Source organism: Leptothermofonsia sp. ETS-13 (genome assembly GCF_049200465.1).
Classification (GTDB): Bacteria; Cyanobacteriota; Cyanobacteriia; order Leptolyngbyales; family Leptolyngbyaceae; genus Leptothermofonsia.
Genome location: NZ_CP120836.1, coordinates 723,732 through 737,029, shown reverse-complemented (window position 1 = coordinate 737,029; position 13,298 = coordinate 723,732). Strand labels below are relative to the sequence as shown.

13 protein-coding genes are annotated in these 13,298 nt (G+C 48.3%); 10 read left to right on the top strand and 3 right to left on the bottom strand.

Annotated elements, in window-relative coordinates:
- Nucleotides 1–338 precede the first annotated feature (338 nt).
- Entirely contained in the window at nucleotides 339–1,847 is a 1,509-nt protein-coding gene (eat, locus tag P4D80_RS03405; protein ID WP_421657443.1) for an ethanolamine permease, read from the bottom strand.
- Nucleotides 1,848–2,214: 367 nt separating this feature from the next.
- On the opposite strand from eat, the gene P4D80_RS03400 reads away from it, so the two are divergent.
- Both P4D80_RS03400 and P4D80_RS03395 read left to right on the top strand, forming a co-directional pair.
- Nucleotides 2,215–2,574 carry a hypothetical protein gene (locus P4D80_RS03400; protein ID WP_421657442.1) on the top strand — a complete coding sequence of 120 codons (360 nt, stop codon included), beginning with the start codon at nucleotides 2,215–2,217 and terminating at the stop codon, nucleotides 2,572–2,574.
- A gap of 80 nt (nucleotides 2,575–2,654) precedes the next feature.
- The gene (locus P4D80_RS03395) at nucleotides 2,655–3,872 is read left to right on the top strand and encodes an MFS transporter (protein WP_421657441.1); all 1,218 of its coding nucleotides are present in this window, start codon (nucleotides 2,655–2,657) and stop codon (nucleotides 3,870–3,872) included.
- 101 nt (nucleotides 3,873–3,973) lie between these two features.
- On the opposite strand, the gene P4D80_RS03390 is transcribed toward P4D80_RS03395, so the two are convergent.
- The gene (locus tag P4D80_RS03390) at nucleotides 3,974–4,240 is read right to left on the bottom strand and encodes a YciI family protein (RefSeq protein WP_421657440.1); all 267 of its coding nucleotides are present in this window, start codon (nucleotides 4,238–4,240) and stop codon (nucleotides 3,974–3,976) included.
- Between the two features lie 1,192 nt (nucleotides 4,241–5,432).
- On the opposite strand from P4D80_RS03390, the gene P4D80_RS03385 reads away from it, so the two are divergent.
- From P4D80_RS03385 to P4D80_RS03350, 8 genes are all read left to right on the top strand, one after another.
- On the top strand, nucleotides 5,433–6,821 hold the full coding sequence (locus tag P4D80_RS03385) for a nicotinate phosphoribosyltransferase (protein WP_421657439.1): 1,389 nt from the start codon (nucleotides 5,433–5,435) through the stop codon (nucleotides 6,819–6,821).
- A 111-nt stretch (nucleotides 6,822–6,932) separates the two neighbouring features.
- Nucleotides 6,933–7,169, top strand: coding sequence for an adenylyltransferase/cytidyltransferase family protein (locus P4D80_RS03380; RefSeq protein ID WP_421657438.1), 237 nt, complete (start codon nucleotides 6,933–6,935; stop codon nucleotides 7,167–7,169).
- A gap of 58 nt (nucleotides 7,170–7,227) precedes the next feature.
- Nucleotides 7,228–7,533, top strand: a complete 306-nt coding sequence (locus P4D80_RS03375) for a hypothetical protein (protein ID WP_421657437.1) — start codon at nucleotides 7,228–7,230, stop codon at nucleotides 7,531–7,533.
- On the top strand, nucleotides 7,494–8,234 hold the full coding sequence (locus tag P4D80_RS03370) for an NUDIX hydrolase (RefSeq protein ID WP_421657436.1): 741 nt from the start codon (nucleotides 7,494–7,496) through the stop codon (nucleotides 8,232–8,234). Before P4D80_RS03375 ends, P4D80_RS03370 begins: the two co-directional genes overlap by 40 nt.
- 41 nt (nucleotides 8,235–8,275) lie before the next feature.
- Nucleotides 8,276–8,569, top strand: a complete 294-nt coding sequence (locus tag P4D80_RS03365; protein WP_421657435.1) for an NYN domain-containing protein — start codon at nucleotides 8,276–8,278, stop codon at nucleotides 8,567–8,569.
- Nucleotides 8,541–9,068, top strand: a complete 528-nt coding sequence (locus P4D80_RS03360; RefSeq protein WP_421657434.1) for an OST-HTH/LOTUS domain-containing protein — start codon at nucleotides 8,541–8,543, stop codon at nucleotides 9,066–9,068. Before P4D80_RS03365 ends, P4D80_RS03360 begins: the two co-directional genes overlap by 29 nt.
- 25 nt (nucleotides 9,069–9,093) lie before the next feature.
- Nucleotides 9,094–11,028, top strand: a complete 1,935-nt coding sequence (locus P4D80_RS03355) for an NAD+ synthase (protein ID WP_421659478.1) — start codon at nucleotides 9,094–9,096, stop codon at nucleotides 11,026–11,028.
- A gap of 165 nt (nucleotides 11,029–11,193) precedes the next feature.
- Nucleotides 11,194–11,793, top strand: coding sequence for a superoxide dismutase (locus P4D80_RS03350; protein ID WP_421657433.1), 600 nt, complete (start codon nucleotides 11,194–11,196; stop codon nucleotides 11,791–11,793).
- 354 nt (nucleotides 11,794–12,147) lie between these two features.
- Here P4D80_RS03350 and nadA read toward each other — a convergent pair whose 3' ends face one another.
- A complete protein-coding gene (gene nadA / locus P4D80_RS03345; protein WP_421657432.1) occupies nucleotides 12,148–13,110 on the bottom strand; it encodes a quinolinate synthase NadA in 963 nt (320 codons plus the stop codon).
- Between the last annotated feature and the right edge of the window lie 188 nt (nucleotides 13,111–13,298).

Sequence of the window (13,298 nt, the reverse complement as noted above, 5' to 3'; positions counted from 1 at the left end):
TGATAGGGTGATGGGGTGATGGGGTGATAGGGGATTTCCCTACTCCATGAGGGTGTTCTAGAAACGGGGCTCTGACTCCTCGAAACCGAGCCTGTTCAGAATTTTGTGTCAATTGTTGGTGGATCAGGGGCTTCAGCTATCGAGAGTGTTCTGGAAATGGGGTTCTAACTCCTTGAAACCCTGATTCCCTCGACTCCCTTTCCAGGATTGCCACAAAAAAAATGGACAAACCCTCCCTATCACCCCTCACCTCTCTCTAACAACCAACAATCAACAACTAACAACTTCTTCTACCTCCTGGCTTCTTCTCCAACTCTCATCCTATTCACTATCTCATCCTATTTACTAAGCGTTTCGGGCTGTTCAATTTCCTGCATGGCTCTGGCAATCAGGGCATTTTCCTCTTCTGGGGCTCGTCGCACGAGTTTCTTGCGGGAGTAGATCAGGAAATAGGTAACCATTGCAATTAAGAAAATTGCCACCCCCCAGACACCTGGCTGATAGGCCGGATCAGAGAAGCAGGCAAATAAGGCGACAATGGATAGAACGGCACCAATGGCTGCACCGGGAATTCCCAGGGGGCTGAGGTAAGGGCGATCCAGATCGGGACGATCAACCTTGAGCTTGATGTAGGCAATCATCACCATTGCATAGGAAATGACTGCGCCAAATACGGCCATATTCAGTAGAGCTGGTCCTACCGTGGTTCCACCAAACTGAATCAGAAAGGCACAGGCAAGTCCTACCAGAGCGCTCAAAATCAGGGCGATCGCAGGTGTATGCCAGCGGCTCACAATTGAAATCCAGCGAGGATAATAGCCAGCGCGAGAGAGGGCAAAAAGAACCCGCCCGGCAGCATAGATGATGGTGTGGAAGCTGGCGATTAGACCGGCCAATGCAGCAATGGTCAGGATTTGAAACACCAGTCCATCACCAAAAATGGTTTTGAAGCCATCTGCGATCGGAGCCCCTGTTTTGCCCACAGCGGCTGCACCAGTAAAGGTTGCGCCGTCGGCGGCTGTGTACTGAATCGGTAGACCCGGATTCAACACCAGTACCAGCAAGGACAGCACTAAGAGCGTAATAATGCCCCAAATCAACGCTTTAGGAATGTCACGCACCGTATCATGGGCTTCTTCTGCGGCCAGAGGAAGTTGCTCAATCGCCAGATAAAACCAGATGGCATAGGGAAGTGACTTGAACACCCCTCCCCAACCAAAAGGCAGCCAGTTTGGATTGGCTGCCTCAGGTGGAATGTTGAATAGCAGGCTACCGTCAAACTTGCCAGAGAAGATGACTGAAAGGGCGAAGATGAGCAGAACGGCAGCGGCGATCGCCGTCACTACCAGACCCACTTTCAACGTTAGTTCTACACCCCGAATATTAATGAATACAAAAATTGCATAGAACAGAACCCACCAAACCGGAACAGGTACGTTGGGAATCAACGTTTGCATGTAAGCGCCGATGAAGTAAACGACCACCGCAGGTGTGATCACATACTCAATCGTGTCGGTGACTCCGCAAATAAAACCACCCAATGGACCGAATGCATTGCGGGTAAAGGAATAGAAACCACCCGTGTGTGGCAATGCGGCGGATAGTTCGGCAATGCTATAGACCATACACACATACATGGCGGCCATTAAAAAGGTGCCGATCGCCAGCCCCCCAAACCCACCGGCTGCCAGGCCAAAGTTCCAACCCGAAAAGTCACCGGAAATCACTGCTCCAACACCGAGTGCCCAGAGCAACACCCATCCGGCACTGCGTTGTAACCGCCGCTTTTCTAAATAATCGTCCCCTACGTCCTCATAGCGGACGATGCCCCGTTTGTTATCTGACATAATTAAAACCTTAGGTAGATCACAAAAATCAGTAGATATTGAATCTAGATAGCATGAGGTATCAATCGTGACCTTCAGGCTTAAATAGACTTAATTGCTCTGCAAGAGTTTTTATCGCTTTATCGATAAATAGCTAAATAAGTAGCTAGGCGCAATTAAATTAAGGATAATTTTGGGGGTGGAGGGGGTGAAACCCCCTGCCTGGGGCGCAGCCCTCACTCCCCCCTTTACCAATTAAGGATGACTACCTACTTACTAATCAGCAGTGATAGGGTGATTGCTCTTTACATCCATCACTCATCCACCCTCCCACTCATTCACCCATCCACCTATTCACATCTTTTCACCGTTTACCGCTCCCATTCCTATGAGCTCTCCCGATCCCTTTGAGAACCTGGATATCAGGCGTCTTCAGCTATTTTTGTATCTGGTACCAGTAGTGGGTTTTTTCCCAGCCTTGTGGACGCTCTATCGCCGCCGGGGAACGCGTCAAGAAAGGAATCTGAGTCGTTTGGTTGTGACGTTAGCGTTGGGATGGCTTTTGGGTTATCTGTTGCTGGGGGCGGGTGCCGAAGCGTCTGCATCATGGTCTCTACCATTACTGATTACAAGCAGTTTGCTGACTTCAGGGTATTTTCTGGTCAACCTCTGGTTGATGGTTCGTCTGTGGCAGCGAAAACCTCTCCAGTTGCCTGGGGTGAGCAAATTGAGCGATCGCCTTCCTTAAAAATCCTGAAGCTTTCCTAAAAACCACGAAGGTATAACTAGCAACAGGGGGTAAAGGAAACTCATTCAGTAGAAAATTCGGTGAGAAAGCTGCCTGCAACTACGGTCTATATGGCTCTGACAGCCGCCTCAACGCTGTTTAGCTATTCTGTTTTTGCTGTCAGTGCCATTTACCGGGTAACCGTTGCAGGCTTAAATCCTCTCCAACTGGTAATAGTAGGCACCGCCCTGAAAACAACCATTTTTTTGTGTGAAATTCCAACGGGCGTGCTGGCCGATGTCTACAGTCGTCGTTTATCCATCATTGTGGGCACGATTCTGATTGGGGCCGGATTGATGCTGGAAGGAATGGAGCCAACTTTTCTGGCAATCCTTCTGGCACAGGTGCTGTGGGGTATTGGCTACACCTTTACTAGCGGGGCACAGCAAGCGTGGATTGCCGATGAGGTGGGGGAAGAAGCTGCCCATCAGGTTTTTCTACGGGGTGCCCAGGTCAGCCAGGTTGGGGGAATATTTGGCACATTTTTGGGGGTCGGACTTGCCAGCTATCGCCTGGGGCTTCCTATCGTAGCGGGTGGAACGCTTTACCTGGGTTTGGGACTGTTTTTAGCCCTGTTCATGCCGGAGTGGGGTTTCAGGTCAAAGCCAGAGTACCCAGTAACGGCCTGGAGGGCGATGGCGCAGACCTTATATAACGGAGTGCATCTCGTCAAGCAACAACCTGTTTTGATGATTCTGCTGGGGGTCGGGGTCTTTCATGGGCTTGCCAGTGAAGGACTGGATCGCCTTTGGGAAATGCATTTTCTGCAAAACTTTGCCTTTCCTGACCTGGGACGGTTGGAACCCATTGTCTGGTTTGGCCTGATCAATGCGATCGCCAGCATTCTCAGTATTTTGGGGGTTGAACTCGTCCGCCAGCGGGTCAAAGCAGACCACCACCTGACCGCCGCCAAAATTCTGTTTACGATTGATAGCTTGTTAATTATTAGCCTCATCACCTTCAGCCAGGCTCACAGCTTTGAGTTAGCACTGGCGGCTTGCTGGGCCACGGATCTGTTAAGAGCCGCGAACGAACCCATCTACATTGCCTGGATTAACCAAAAACTGGACTCAGCAACGCGGGCAACGGTTTTTTCGATGAGCAGCCAGGTGAGTGCGATCGGGCAGATTTTGGGTGGCCCAGTGATTGGAGTGATTGCGAATGACTTATCCGTGAGAGCGGCGATCGCGGCCTCCGGAATAATTCTGGTACCCGTCCTGTTACTGTATTGGCGAACATTCAGGCACGGCTGGAGTTAGGGAAACTAGTGTTGCAAACACTAAATTTTGCAACATGGGGGAGTGGGGGCTTTGCCCCCTCCACCCCCTTCAAAACTTTTGTTTTGATCTACTAGCCCCAATTACTCCACCACTATGCGCCACTCGTAGAGTTTGTATTTCACACAACCATTTTTCACTAAGGGATCCTGAGCAACAATCTCTCTAGCCTCGTCCATAGATGAGGCTTGAAACAGTAGCATTCCTCCACCGAAGCAGCCCCAGTAACCTGTTTTTGCCTGATGCCCCTTCGCAATCAATCCACGAACATACTCCTTGTGCGCGGGGACAAACCTGTTAAAGGTGGCTTTATCCACAATTCCTTCTTCAATTTTTACAAACCAGGGCATGGAGAAGAATCCCTAAACATTGAAAGCTGGTGAAGAACCAATGTTTAAATCTTCACCAGCTTTTTGATATTCTCCCCTAGTAAATCCGCGAAAGACACAGATTTATCTAAAGGTCATTAGACGGAACTTCTATTTTAATTTCTTAATACACTGATAGTTCTGATAGTTTAGGAGCATTTCCTCGCTGACTAATCAGAAAAATGAGATTTTTTGTTCGGTTCTCCTTCAAACGGCTGTACGCCAGTATTAGGATAGGCATCATCACTGGGTCCAAAGATTCGAGATATAGCCCCGGAGAAGTACTGGATCACATTATCAAGGAATTTCGGCATACTCATAGCGTTTACCTCAAAGTTCAGTGATTAAATTGGACTCAATCGCAGTGAATGCTTAAGTTTTAACTCTATATCCTTACACTTCAATTATGGCTAAATTGAAAATAATTTGCTGTTCTTTGAATTATTTATTTAAGTTTTTATTTGAGATATTTGACGATTCTTCACGCTGCTTAAGAACCTATTAAGTAGATGGTCCTACATAGGAGTGTGTCACTTTTTTGATAGAAAATCTATGCACACGTGTCAAAGGCTAGATGCCGTTACGGCAAATCAAGATTTTCGCTTTTCTCTGCAAAAGGTAACGTGCTCCTATCCTAAATTAATTGGAAAGGGAGAAGTGGGGGCTGCTCCCACAGACAGAGAGAATAGACCTCAAGGGGTAATGATAAGCAGCGCTAGCTGTCATCATTTCAAACTGAAAGATCATTTATGACTTAGGTACTATCCAAGGGTTAACGGGTTGCCTACCTCTGAAGATACGAGGGTGCGGAGTACCCTACTGTGCCTCACACTTCCGTACCTCATTCAAATGAAAACCCCTATAAGGGATGAGAAAAGTCGATGATTTTGATTATAGCCACCATAATTTGCTTTGGATCTCGTGGGGTGGGGGATGGACAAAGTCAAGGCTGGCCCATTGCAAGGAACAAGACAGGATAGTGGCAGGTAAGACCCTTCAACCACTCTACGATCGCAGGTGATGTTTTCCGAAGAAATCACTCTGGAACGGTTTTCCCTGAAAATCACAAAGATATTAAATCTTCTCAAGAAATCAACCTTTCCGAATTTTGGTTTTATTGACTATAATTCGAAAAATGCTTTTTTCCTCCTGTGCAGTCGGATTGAGATTTCCCATGACTACTGTGGAAGACCAAGAGCTTACCCTTCATCCTGATGATTACAGCTTGCTGACAGATCTGTATCAGCTCACCATGACAGCTTGCTACGTGGGTGAAGAAATAGAACAACGGCAGGCTAGTTTTGAGCTGTTTGTTCGCCATTTGCCAAGAGGATTTGGCTACTTAATTGCGATGGGTCTGGCGCAGGTTCTAGATTATCTGGAAAAATTTCGATTCGGTTCAAACCAGATTGAGTTGCTGCGATCAATCGGAATTTTTTCAGGCGCACCAGACCGCTTCTGGTCTTTGCTGGCAGCAACTGGTTTTAGGGGCGATGTCTGGGCAGTTCCAGAGGGGACGGCTATTTTTGCAAATGAACCGATTTTGCGGGTAGAAGCTCCTCTCTGGCAGGCTCAGATGATTGAAACCTACCTGTTGAACACGATTAACTATCAGACCTTAATTGCAACCCGCTCAGCCCGTTTGCGAGATGTGGCAGGACCCGATGCAGCGCTATTTGAGTTTGGTACCCGACGGGCGTTTAGTCCCCAGGCATCTCTTTGGGCGGCTCGTGCAGCACTGGCAGCCGGGTTGAATGCCACATCTAATGTTTTAGCCGCCCTTAAGCTGGGACGTAAGCCCGTTGGCACAATGGCTCACTCACTGGTGATGGCACTGACAGCAACGAAAGGCAGCGAAACCGAAGCATTTGCGGCGTTCCACCGTTACTTTCCGGGGGCCCCTTTATTGATTGATACCTACGACACGATCGCTGCCGCCAAACAGCTTGCCAATCAAATTCAAGCCGGAGAGATGCGTTTAGCCGGAGTCCGAATTGACTCAGGCAATCTGGCATCGCTCTCCAGGCAAGTGCGGCAATTGCTGCCCGGTGTACCAATTTTTGCCAGCGGCGATCTGGATGAATACCGGATTGTTGAACTGAAAGAGGCTGAAGCTTGTATTGACGGTTATGGGCTGGGTACCCAACTTGTGACAGGTCCACCCGTAAATGGGGTCTACAAACTGGTAGAGATTGATGGCATCCCAGTAATGAAGGAAGCAACAGGCAAAGTCACCTACCCAGGTCGAAAACAAATCTTTCGCCAATACAACCAACAGGGAGAGATTTGTCAGGACTGGCTAGGATTAATCAGCGAAACTCCTGCTAATAATCAACCACTGATGAAGTTGGTGATGAAGCAAGGAAAGCGGGTTGAGCCACCAGAAACGTTAGAGGCGATCGCCCAGCGCACAGCTCACTCAGTCACCAGCCTGCCACTCGCTACCCGTCAAATTCACCAACCGACTACTCTCCCAGTCATTCTTTCCTCCCAGTTAAACGCGTTGACTCAAGAAACACAGCAAAGGGCAAGGGATGTGAGGGGGCAAGGAGTGAGAGAGTGATCGGGTAACGGGGTGATAGGGAAGATTTCTTGACTCCATCCCTCCCCCCTCCCCCCTCTATCCCTCCATCCCCCTATCCCCCGTCCCCCCATTCCCCCATCCCCCATCCCCATGCTCAACATCGCTCTCTTTGGAACCAGTGCTGATCCACCAACGGCAGGCCATCGGGCAATCCTGGTGTGGCTTTCACAGCGCTATGATTGCGTGGCAGTGTGGGCATCGGATAATCCGTTTAAGACCCATCAAACGCCGCTAGAACATCGAATGGCAATGCTGCAATTGTTGATAAACGACATTAATCCGCCTAAAAAAGAATATTCAGCTTTATCCAGAACTGAGTCATCCTAGAACTTTCCATACTATTGAAGTAGCCCACAGGATTTGGAAAAATGCTCGGTTTACTCTGGTGATTGGTTCCGATCTGGTGCATCAGCTACCCAACTGGTACCGGATTGAAGAACTATTGCAACAAGTCAATTTACTCATTGTTCCTCGACCGGGATACCCCTTGATGAAGTCTGCTCTGGCAGAATTAAGGCGAAGGGGGGCACAAGTCGCGATCGCTGATTTGATGGGTTTAGATACCTCCTCCACGGCTTACCGCGAAACTGGAGATTCAGAGGCATTGCCCCCGCCCGTTGAAGCCTACATCCACCAGGAACACCTTTACCCATGGCAGGACGCGCCCAGAGAAAAACAGCCAATCCAGTAGGCCGAAAAGCGCTTGCTGATTTCAAAGTAGGCGTTGACAATGTGATTTTTTCCGTCGATACAGAGCAAAACCGGTTGCTGGTGCTGCTAGTCATGCGGCAGGAGGAGCCTTTCTGGGGACAGTGGAGCTTTCCGGGTACGCTGGTGCGCCAGGGAGAATCTCTGGAAGATGCAGCCTATCGAATCCTGGCAGAAAAAATTCGAGTGAAGAACCTTTATTTGGAGCAGCTTTACACCTTTGGGGGGCCAGACCGCGACCCCCGCGAAGCGAACTATGGAGTGCGGTACCTGTCAGTCAGCTATTTTGCGTTGGTGCGGTTTGCAGATGCAGAACTGATTGCAGACGGAGTGAGTGGCATTGCCTGGTATCCAGTTGGTCAGGTGCCTCAGTTAGCTTTTGACCACAACAAGATTCTGGCATACGGGCATCGCCGCTTACGCAACAAGCTGGAATACAGTCCAGTTGCCTTTGAAGTATTGCCAGAACTCTTTACCCTCAACGATCTCTATCAGTTTTATACAACTGTTCTGGGTGAAAACTTTTCCGATTATTCCAACTTTCGTTCACGCCTGTTGAAGCTTGGCTTTTTAGAAGATACTGGAATCAAAGTTTCCAGGGGGGCGGGGCGACCTGCCAGTCTCTATCGCTTTGATGCAACAGCATTTGCGCCATTTAAAGATAAGCCATTAGTGTTTATTTAAACCTGATTTTGAGCTTAAAATTTACTGCCGAATTTAACTGTATGAGAGATGAAATTCAAGCACGATCAAATCGACTTGCTGTATTGATTGATGCAGATAATGCAAGTGCAGAAATGATTGAACCTTTACTAAAAGAGGTAGCAAAATATGGGACTGCCCATGTTAGGCGGATTTATGGAGATTGGACAACTCCTCACCTTAACAAATGGAAAGACAAGTTAAATAAGTTTGCCATTCAACCCATTCAGCAATTCAGGTATACAGCCGGAAAGAATTCAACCGACTGTGCCTTAATTATTGATTGCGATGGATTTGTTATACACAGGAAATTTTGATGGATTTTGTGTTGTTTCTAGCGACAGTGATTTCACAAGGCTTGCCAGCCGAATCAGAGAATCAGGACTGATCGTCTATGGTTTTGGAGAAAGAAAAACACCGGAATCCTTTATCAGTGCTTGCGATAAGTTCATCTATACGGAAATTCTTGGAAAACCAGAGGATTCTTCTGATCTGGTGTTAATGGATACTAAAACTGAGAAAAAGCACAAGGAAGCTTCAAAAGGCTCTTTCGATCCAGCGATAGACGCTAAAAATAGTCAAGAATTGAAGGTCACGAAGGAGCTGAGCACTCTTCTTAAGGATGCTTACGAAGCAATTGATGAAGATGATGGCTGGGTGAATTTATCAGAACTTGGAGGGCAACTTACAAAATTATCTCCATCATTTGATCCTAGAAATTATAAGCATAAAAAGTTAAGTGACTTGATTCAAGCAGTCAACATGTTTGAGATTAAGAGAACACCGAAATCAATCCGAATAAAATTAAAAGTTTAAGTTGTCTTCAAAACTCTTCTTTGTTATGAAAATTGCGATCGCCCAACTCAACCCAATCATTGGCGACCTTTGCGGCAATGCCCAACGGATTCTTGACTCGGCTCAAAAGGCAGCAGAACAGGGAGCCTGCTTACTGCTCACCCCTGAACTCTCCCTCTGCGGCTATCCACCCCGCGATTTGCTAATGCAGCCTGGTTTTATTACAGCGATGGCAACAACCCTGGAGCAGTTAGCCAGAGACCTCCCCCCCCAACTGGCCGTCCTGGTAGGTACTGCCTGCATCAATGAAAAGTCCCTCCTGGAAGGCGGAAAGCCCCTCTTCAACAGCACAGCCCTGTTAGAGAGAGGAAACATTCAACACCTGTTCCACAAACATCTTCTCCCCACCTATGACGTTTTTGATGAAGGACGCTACTTTGAACCGGGGCACCAGGCAAATCATTTTCACCTGGAGGTGAGGGGGCAGGAGACAGAGGAGGAGACTGGAGGCTGGAAGGAAGAAGAAAGAAGAAAGAAGAAAGAAGAAAGAAATGAAGTCAGAAGTCAGGAGCCAGGAGTTAATTCAAAACTCAAAACTCAAAACTCCTCACCCCTCACTCCCTCAATTCACCTTGGCATCACCATCTGCGAAGATTTGTGGAACGATGAAGAGTTTTGGGGCAGGCGTACCTATCGGCTTAATCCAATCGCTGCTCTCGCCCAGGCAAACGTTGACTTAATCATTAACCTATCAGCTTCTCCCTATACAGTTGGCAAACAGCGATTGCGGGAAGCGATGTTAAAGCATACAGCCACACGTTTTGGTCTGCCAGTCATTTATGCCAATCAGGTTGGGGGAAACGATGACCTGATCTTTGATGGCAGCAGCGTAGCCTTTGATCGGGAGGGCGAACTCGTTTGTCGTGCCCTCGCCTTTCAACCCGATCTGGTCTTTGTGGAATACGACGTAGAAACGAAGGATTTTGTCAGACCGCACAACTCCGCGTCTCTCTCCCAGCACTTCATCACGCCCCTGCCAGAAAATGAAGATGCCGAAATCTGGTCTGCACTAGTTTTGGGAGTGCGGGATTATGCCCGCAAGTGCGGTTTTTCTAAGGTGGTGGTTGGCCTAAGTGGTGGAATTGATTCGGCATTGGTTGCGGCGATCGCTGCTACAGCCCTCGGTTCCGAAAATGTTTTGGGTGTACTGATGCCCTCCCCCTACAGTTCCGACCACTCTGTTAAAGATGCCCTGGCCCTGGCAGAAAATCTGGGCATTCAAACTCACATTTTGCCCATTGGTTCACTGATGCAGACCTTTGATGAGACTCTAGCCGAAGTGTTTGCAGGCACCGAGTTTGGAGTAGCCGAAGAAAACGTCCAGTCCCGCATTCGAGGCACCTTACTGATGGGGATTTCCAACAAATTTGGACATCTTCTCCTATCCACGGGCAACAAATCCGAAATGGCGGTAGGCTACTGCACTCTGTACGGAGATATGAATGGGGGGTTGGCAGCGATCGCCGATGTTCCTAAAACCCGCGTCTATTCCATCTGCAAATGGCTAAATCAGAAGCAAACAGACAAAAGGAACAGGACAACAGAAAGCCCCATCTCCCCACTTCCAATTTCCCACTCTCCCGAAATCATTCCCACCAACATCCTCACCAAAGCCCCCAGTGCCGAACTCAAACCGGGTCAGGTCGATCAGGACTCCCTACCGCCCTACGAGGTGCTGGATGATATTCTGGATCGCCTGATCCATCACCACCAGACTCCTGACGAAATTGTTGCCGCCGGACACGATCTGCAAGTGACCAATAAGGTTGTGAGATTGGTTAATCTAGCAGAATTTAAGCGGCGTCAGGCCCCGCCGGTCTTAAAAGTCACCGATCGCGCCTTTGGTACGGGTTGGCGAATGCCGATCGCGTCTCGCTGGTTACCCAAAGCCCTCATCTCTCCTACCTCTTCGGGTGGATAAATCCTCAATCCCCTTATCTAACCAAATCTTTTACGGTAAAATTCTTCATGAAGTTCTGTTTCTGTAGGCTTTTAAGCTTCGGAAGATACAGACATGCTTAACTAAGCACAGAACTTTATAACTAGGCTTTAGACTGTAATCGCACATTATTAGAGAGAAGAACACATGGCATTTACACAGCCCCCCCTACCCTTCCCTATGGATGCTCTAGAGCCGTATGGCATGAAAGCTGAAACCTTTGAGTATCACTACGGCAAGCATCACAAAGCTTACGTCGATAACCTCAATAAGTTGACCGAGGGCAAAGACCTTGCCAACAAGCCTTTAGAAGAAGTGATTCAAATTTCCTTCAAAGATCCTTCTCTGACGGGCGTTTTCAACAATGCAGCGCAAGTTTGGAATCACACCTTCTTCTGGAATTGTCTCAAGCCCGGTGGTGGCGGCACTCCATCCGGAGATCTGGCTGACCAGATCGCTAAGGATTTCGGTAGCTTTGACAAGTTCAAGGAAGAGTTTTCAAACGCGGCAGCAACCCAGTTTGGTAGCGGCTGGGCCTGGCTGGTTGACGATGGCGGCAAGCTGGCTGTGATGAAAACCCCCAATGCCGAAAATCCCCTGGTCCATGGCAAAAAAGCCCTGCTGACTCTGGACGTGTGGGAGCACGCTTACTATATTGACTTCCGCAATGCTCGTCCTGCATTTATCAAAAACTTCCTCGATAATCTGGTGAACTGGGACTTTGCGGCTGAGAACCTGTCGAAGTAACTAAGTGAAAATAGAAGGCAGAAGCCAGGAGTCAGAAGCCAGAAGGGGAAAGAAGTGAGTGAGTGGGAAGTGGATGAGTTACGGAGTGTTGGAGTAAAGAAATATCCTATCAGCCCATTACGCATTATCCTGTCACTCATCCGTCCCTCACTCCTCATCTCTCTCGGCTTCTCCTGCTTAATTTCAGAGATAAGTAGGAGTCTATTTTTCCGGGTTTAGATAACCAGGCAAAGTTCTTTTGGCGAACCACTAGTCATAATTAAAAGGGGAGTGGGGGCTGCGTCCCCACACACCCCTAAAACCGATGTCTCAAGGAACCTGACGACAGCTGTAATTGCGCCCGACTACTTAAATTCAAACGCTTATTTCCAGCATTCGCTGAATTGGTTTAAGCGCAGCAACACGGGTTGTTTCTGGTAATGTGATTTCGGGTTCACGGTTTTCCATGCACCAGTAAAGCTTCTCCAGCGTGTTCAGACGCATGTGAGGGCATTCATTGCAGGCGCAGCTATTCATCGGTGGGGCTGGAATGAACTGTTTGTGCGGTGCTGCTTTCTGCATCTGGTGAATAATTCCTGGCTCCGTTGCTACGATGAAAGATTGACTGGGGCTTTGCTGGATGTACTTGAGCAAGGCAGTGGTAGAACCGACGTAGCTGGCATGGCGCAGGACAGCAGGTTCACACTCTGGGTGGGCGATCGCCTCTGCCTCTGGATGTTGAATTTTCAACTGCACCATCTTTTTCTCGGAAAAGGTCTCGTGCACAATGCAGCTCCCCTGCCACAGCACCATTTCTCGCCCGGTTTGTTGCATCACATATCGGCCCAGGTTGCGATCGGGCGCAAAAATAATCGGTTGGCTCTCAGGAACCTGCTGCACAATTTTTACGGCGTTCGCGCTGGTACAGATGATGTCACTCATCGCCTTGATTTCAGCCGTGCAGTTTATGTATGAAATTACCAAATGTTCAGGATGCTCAGCCTTGAATTGAGCAAACTTATCTGGGGGGCAACTATCGGCCAATGAACACCCCGCTGCCAGGTCAGGCAACAGCACTAGCTTATCTGGGTTCAGAATCTTGGCCGTTTCTGCCATGAAATGAACCCCAGCAAACACAATCACATCGGCATTGGTTTTAGCAGCCTGTTGAGACAAACCCAGTGAATCACCGATGTAATCGGCAATATCCTGGATATCGGGTTCCTGATAGTAATGGGCCAGGATCACAGCATTGAGTTCGCGCTTCAGATCGGCGATCGCCGCAAACAAATCACGATGCAAGTCAGCCTTAGGTGCAGGAAGGGTACTTACAAACACAGCATTAACCACACGGATGCAAGCTGAACTTATCTATTATAGTATTAATCACCAAAAAATGAAGATGCTATTCAAATTGCTTTTACTAAAAGTTGTGATCCTCAGAGGCTACCTGCCCATTAGATTTCCCGCTAATCTAAAGGGGTAATCAGTTAAACAAACGCCTCATCCATGCTGTGGGGACACTC

Bases quoted from the DNA above. Each gene is read 5' to 3' on its own strand.
- P4D80_RS03385 (WP_421657439.1), top strand. From the start codon at position 5,433: ATGACTACTGTGGAAGACCAAGAGCTTACCCTTCATCCTGATGATTAC.
- P4D80_RS03355 (WP_421659478.1), top strand. From the start codon at position 9,094: ATGAAAATTGCGATCGCCCAACTCAACCCAATCATTGGCGACCTTTGC.
- P4D80_RS03390 (WP_421657440.1), bottom strand. From the start codon at position 4,240: ATGCCCTGGTTTGTAAAAATTGAAGAAGGAATTGTGGATAAAGCCACC.
- P4D80_RS03380 (WP_421657438.1), top strand. From the start codon at position 6,933: ATGCTCAACATCGCTCTCTTTGGAACCAGTGCTGATCCACCAACGGCA.
- P4D80_RS03365 (WP_421657435.1), top strand. From the start codon at position 8,276: ATGAGAGATGAAATTCAAGCACGATCAAATCGACTTGCTGTATTGATT.
- P4D80_RS03360 (WP_421657434.1), top strand. From the start codon at position 8,541: ATGGATTTGTTATACACAGGAAATTTTGATGGATTTTGTGTTGTTTCT.
- P4D80_RS03350 (WP_421657433.1), top strand. From the start codon at position 11,194: ATGGCATTTACACAGCCCCCCCTACCCTTCCCTATGGATGCTCTAGAG.
- P4D80_RS03400 (WP_421657442.1), top strand. From the start codon at position 2,215: ATGAGCTCTCCCGATCCCTTTGAGAACCTGGATATCAGGCGTCTTCAG.
- eat (WP_421657443.1), bottom strand. From the start codon at position 1,847: ATGTCAGATAACAAACGGGGCATCGTCCGCTATGAGGACGTAGGGGAC.
- P4D80_RS03370 (WP_421657436.1), top strand. From the start codon at position 7,494: ATGGCAGGACGCGCCCAGAGAAAAACAGCCAATCCAGTAGGCCGAAAA.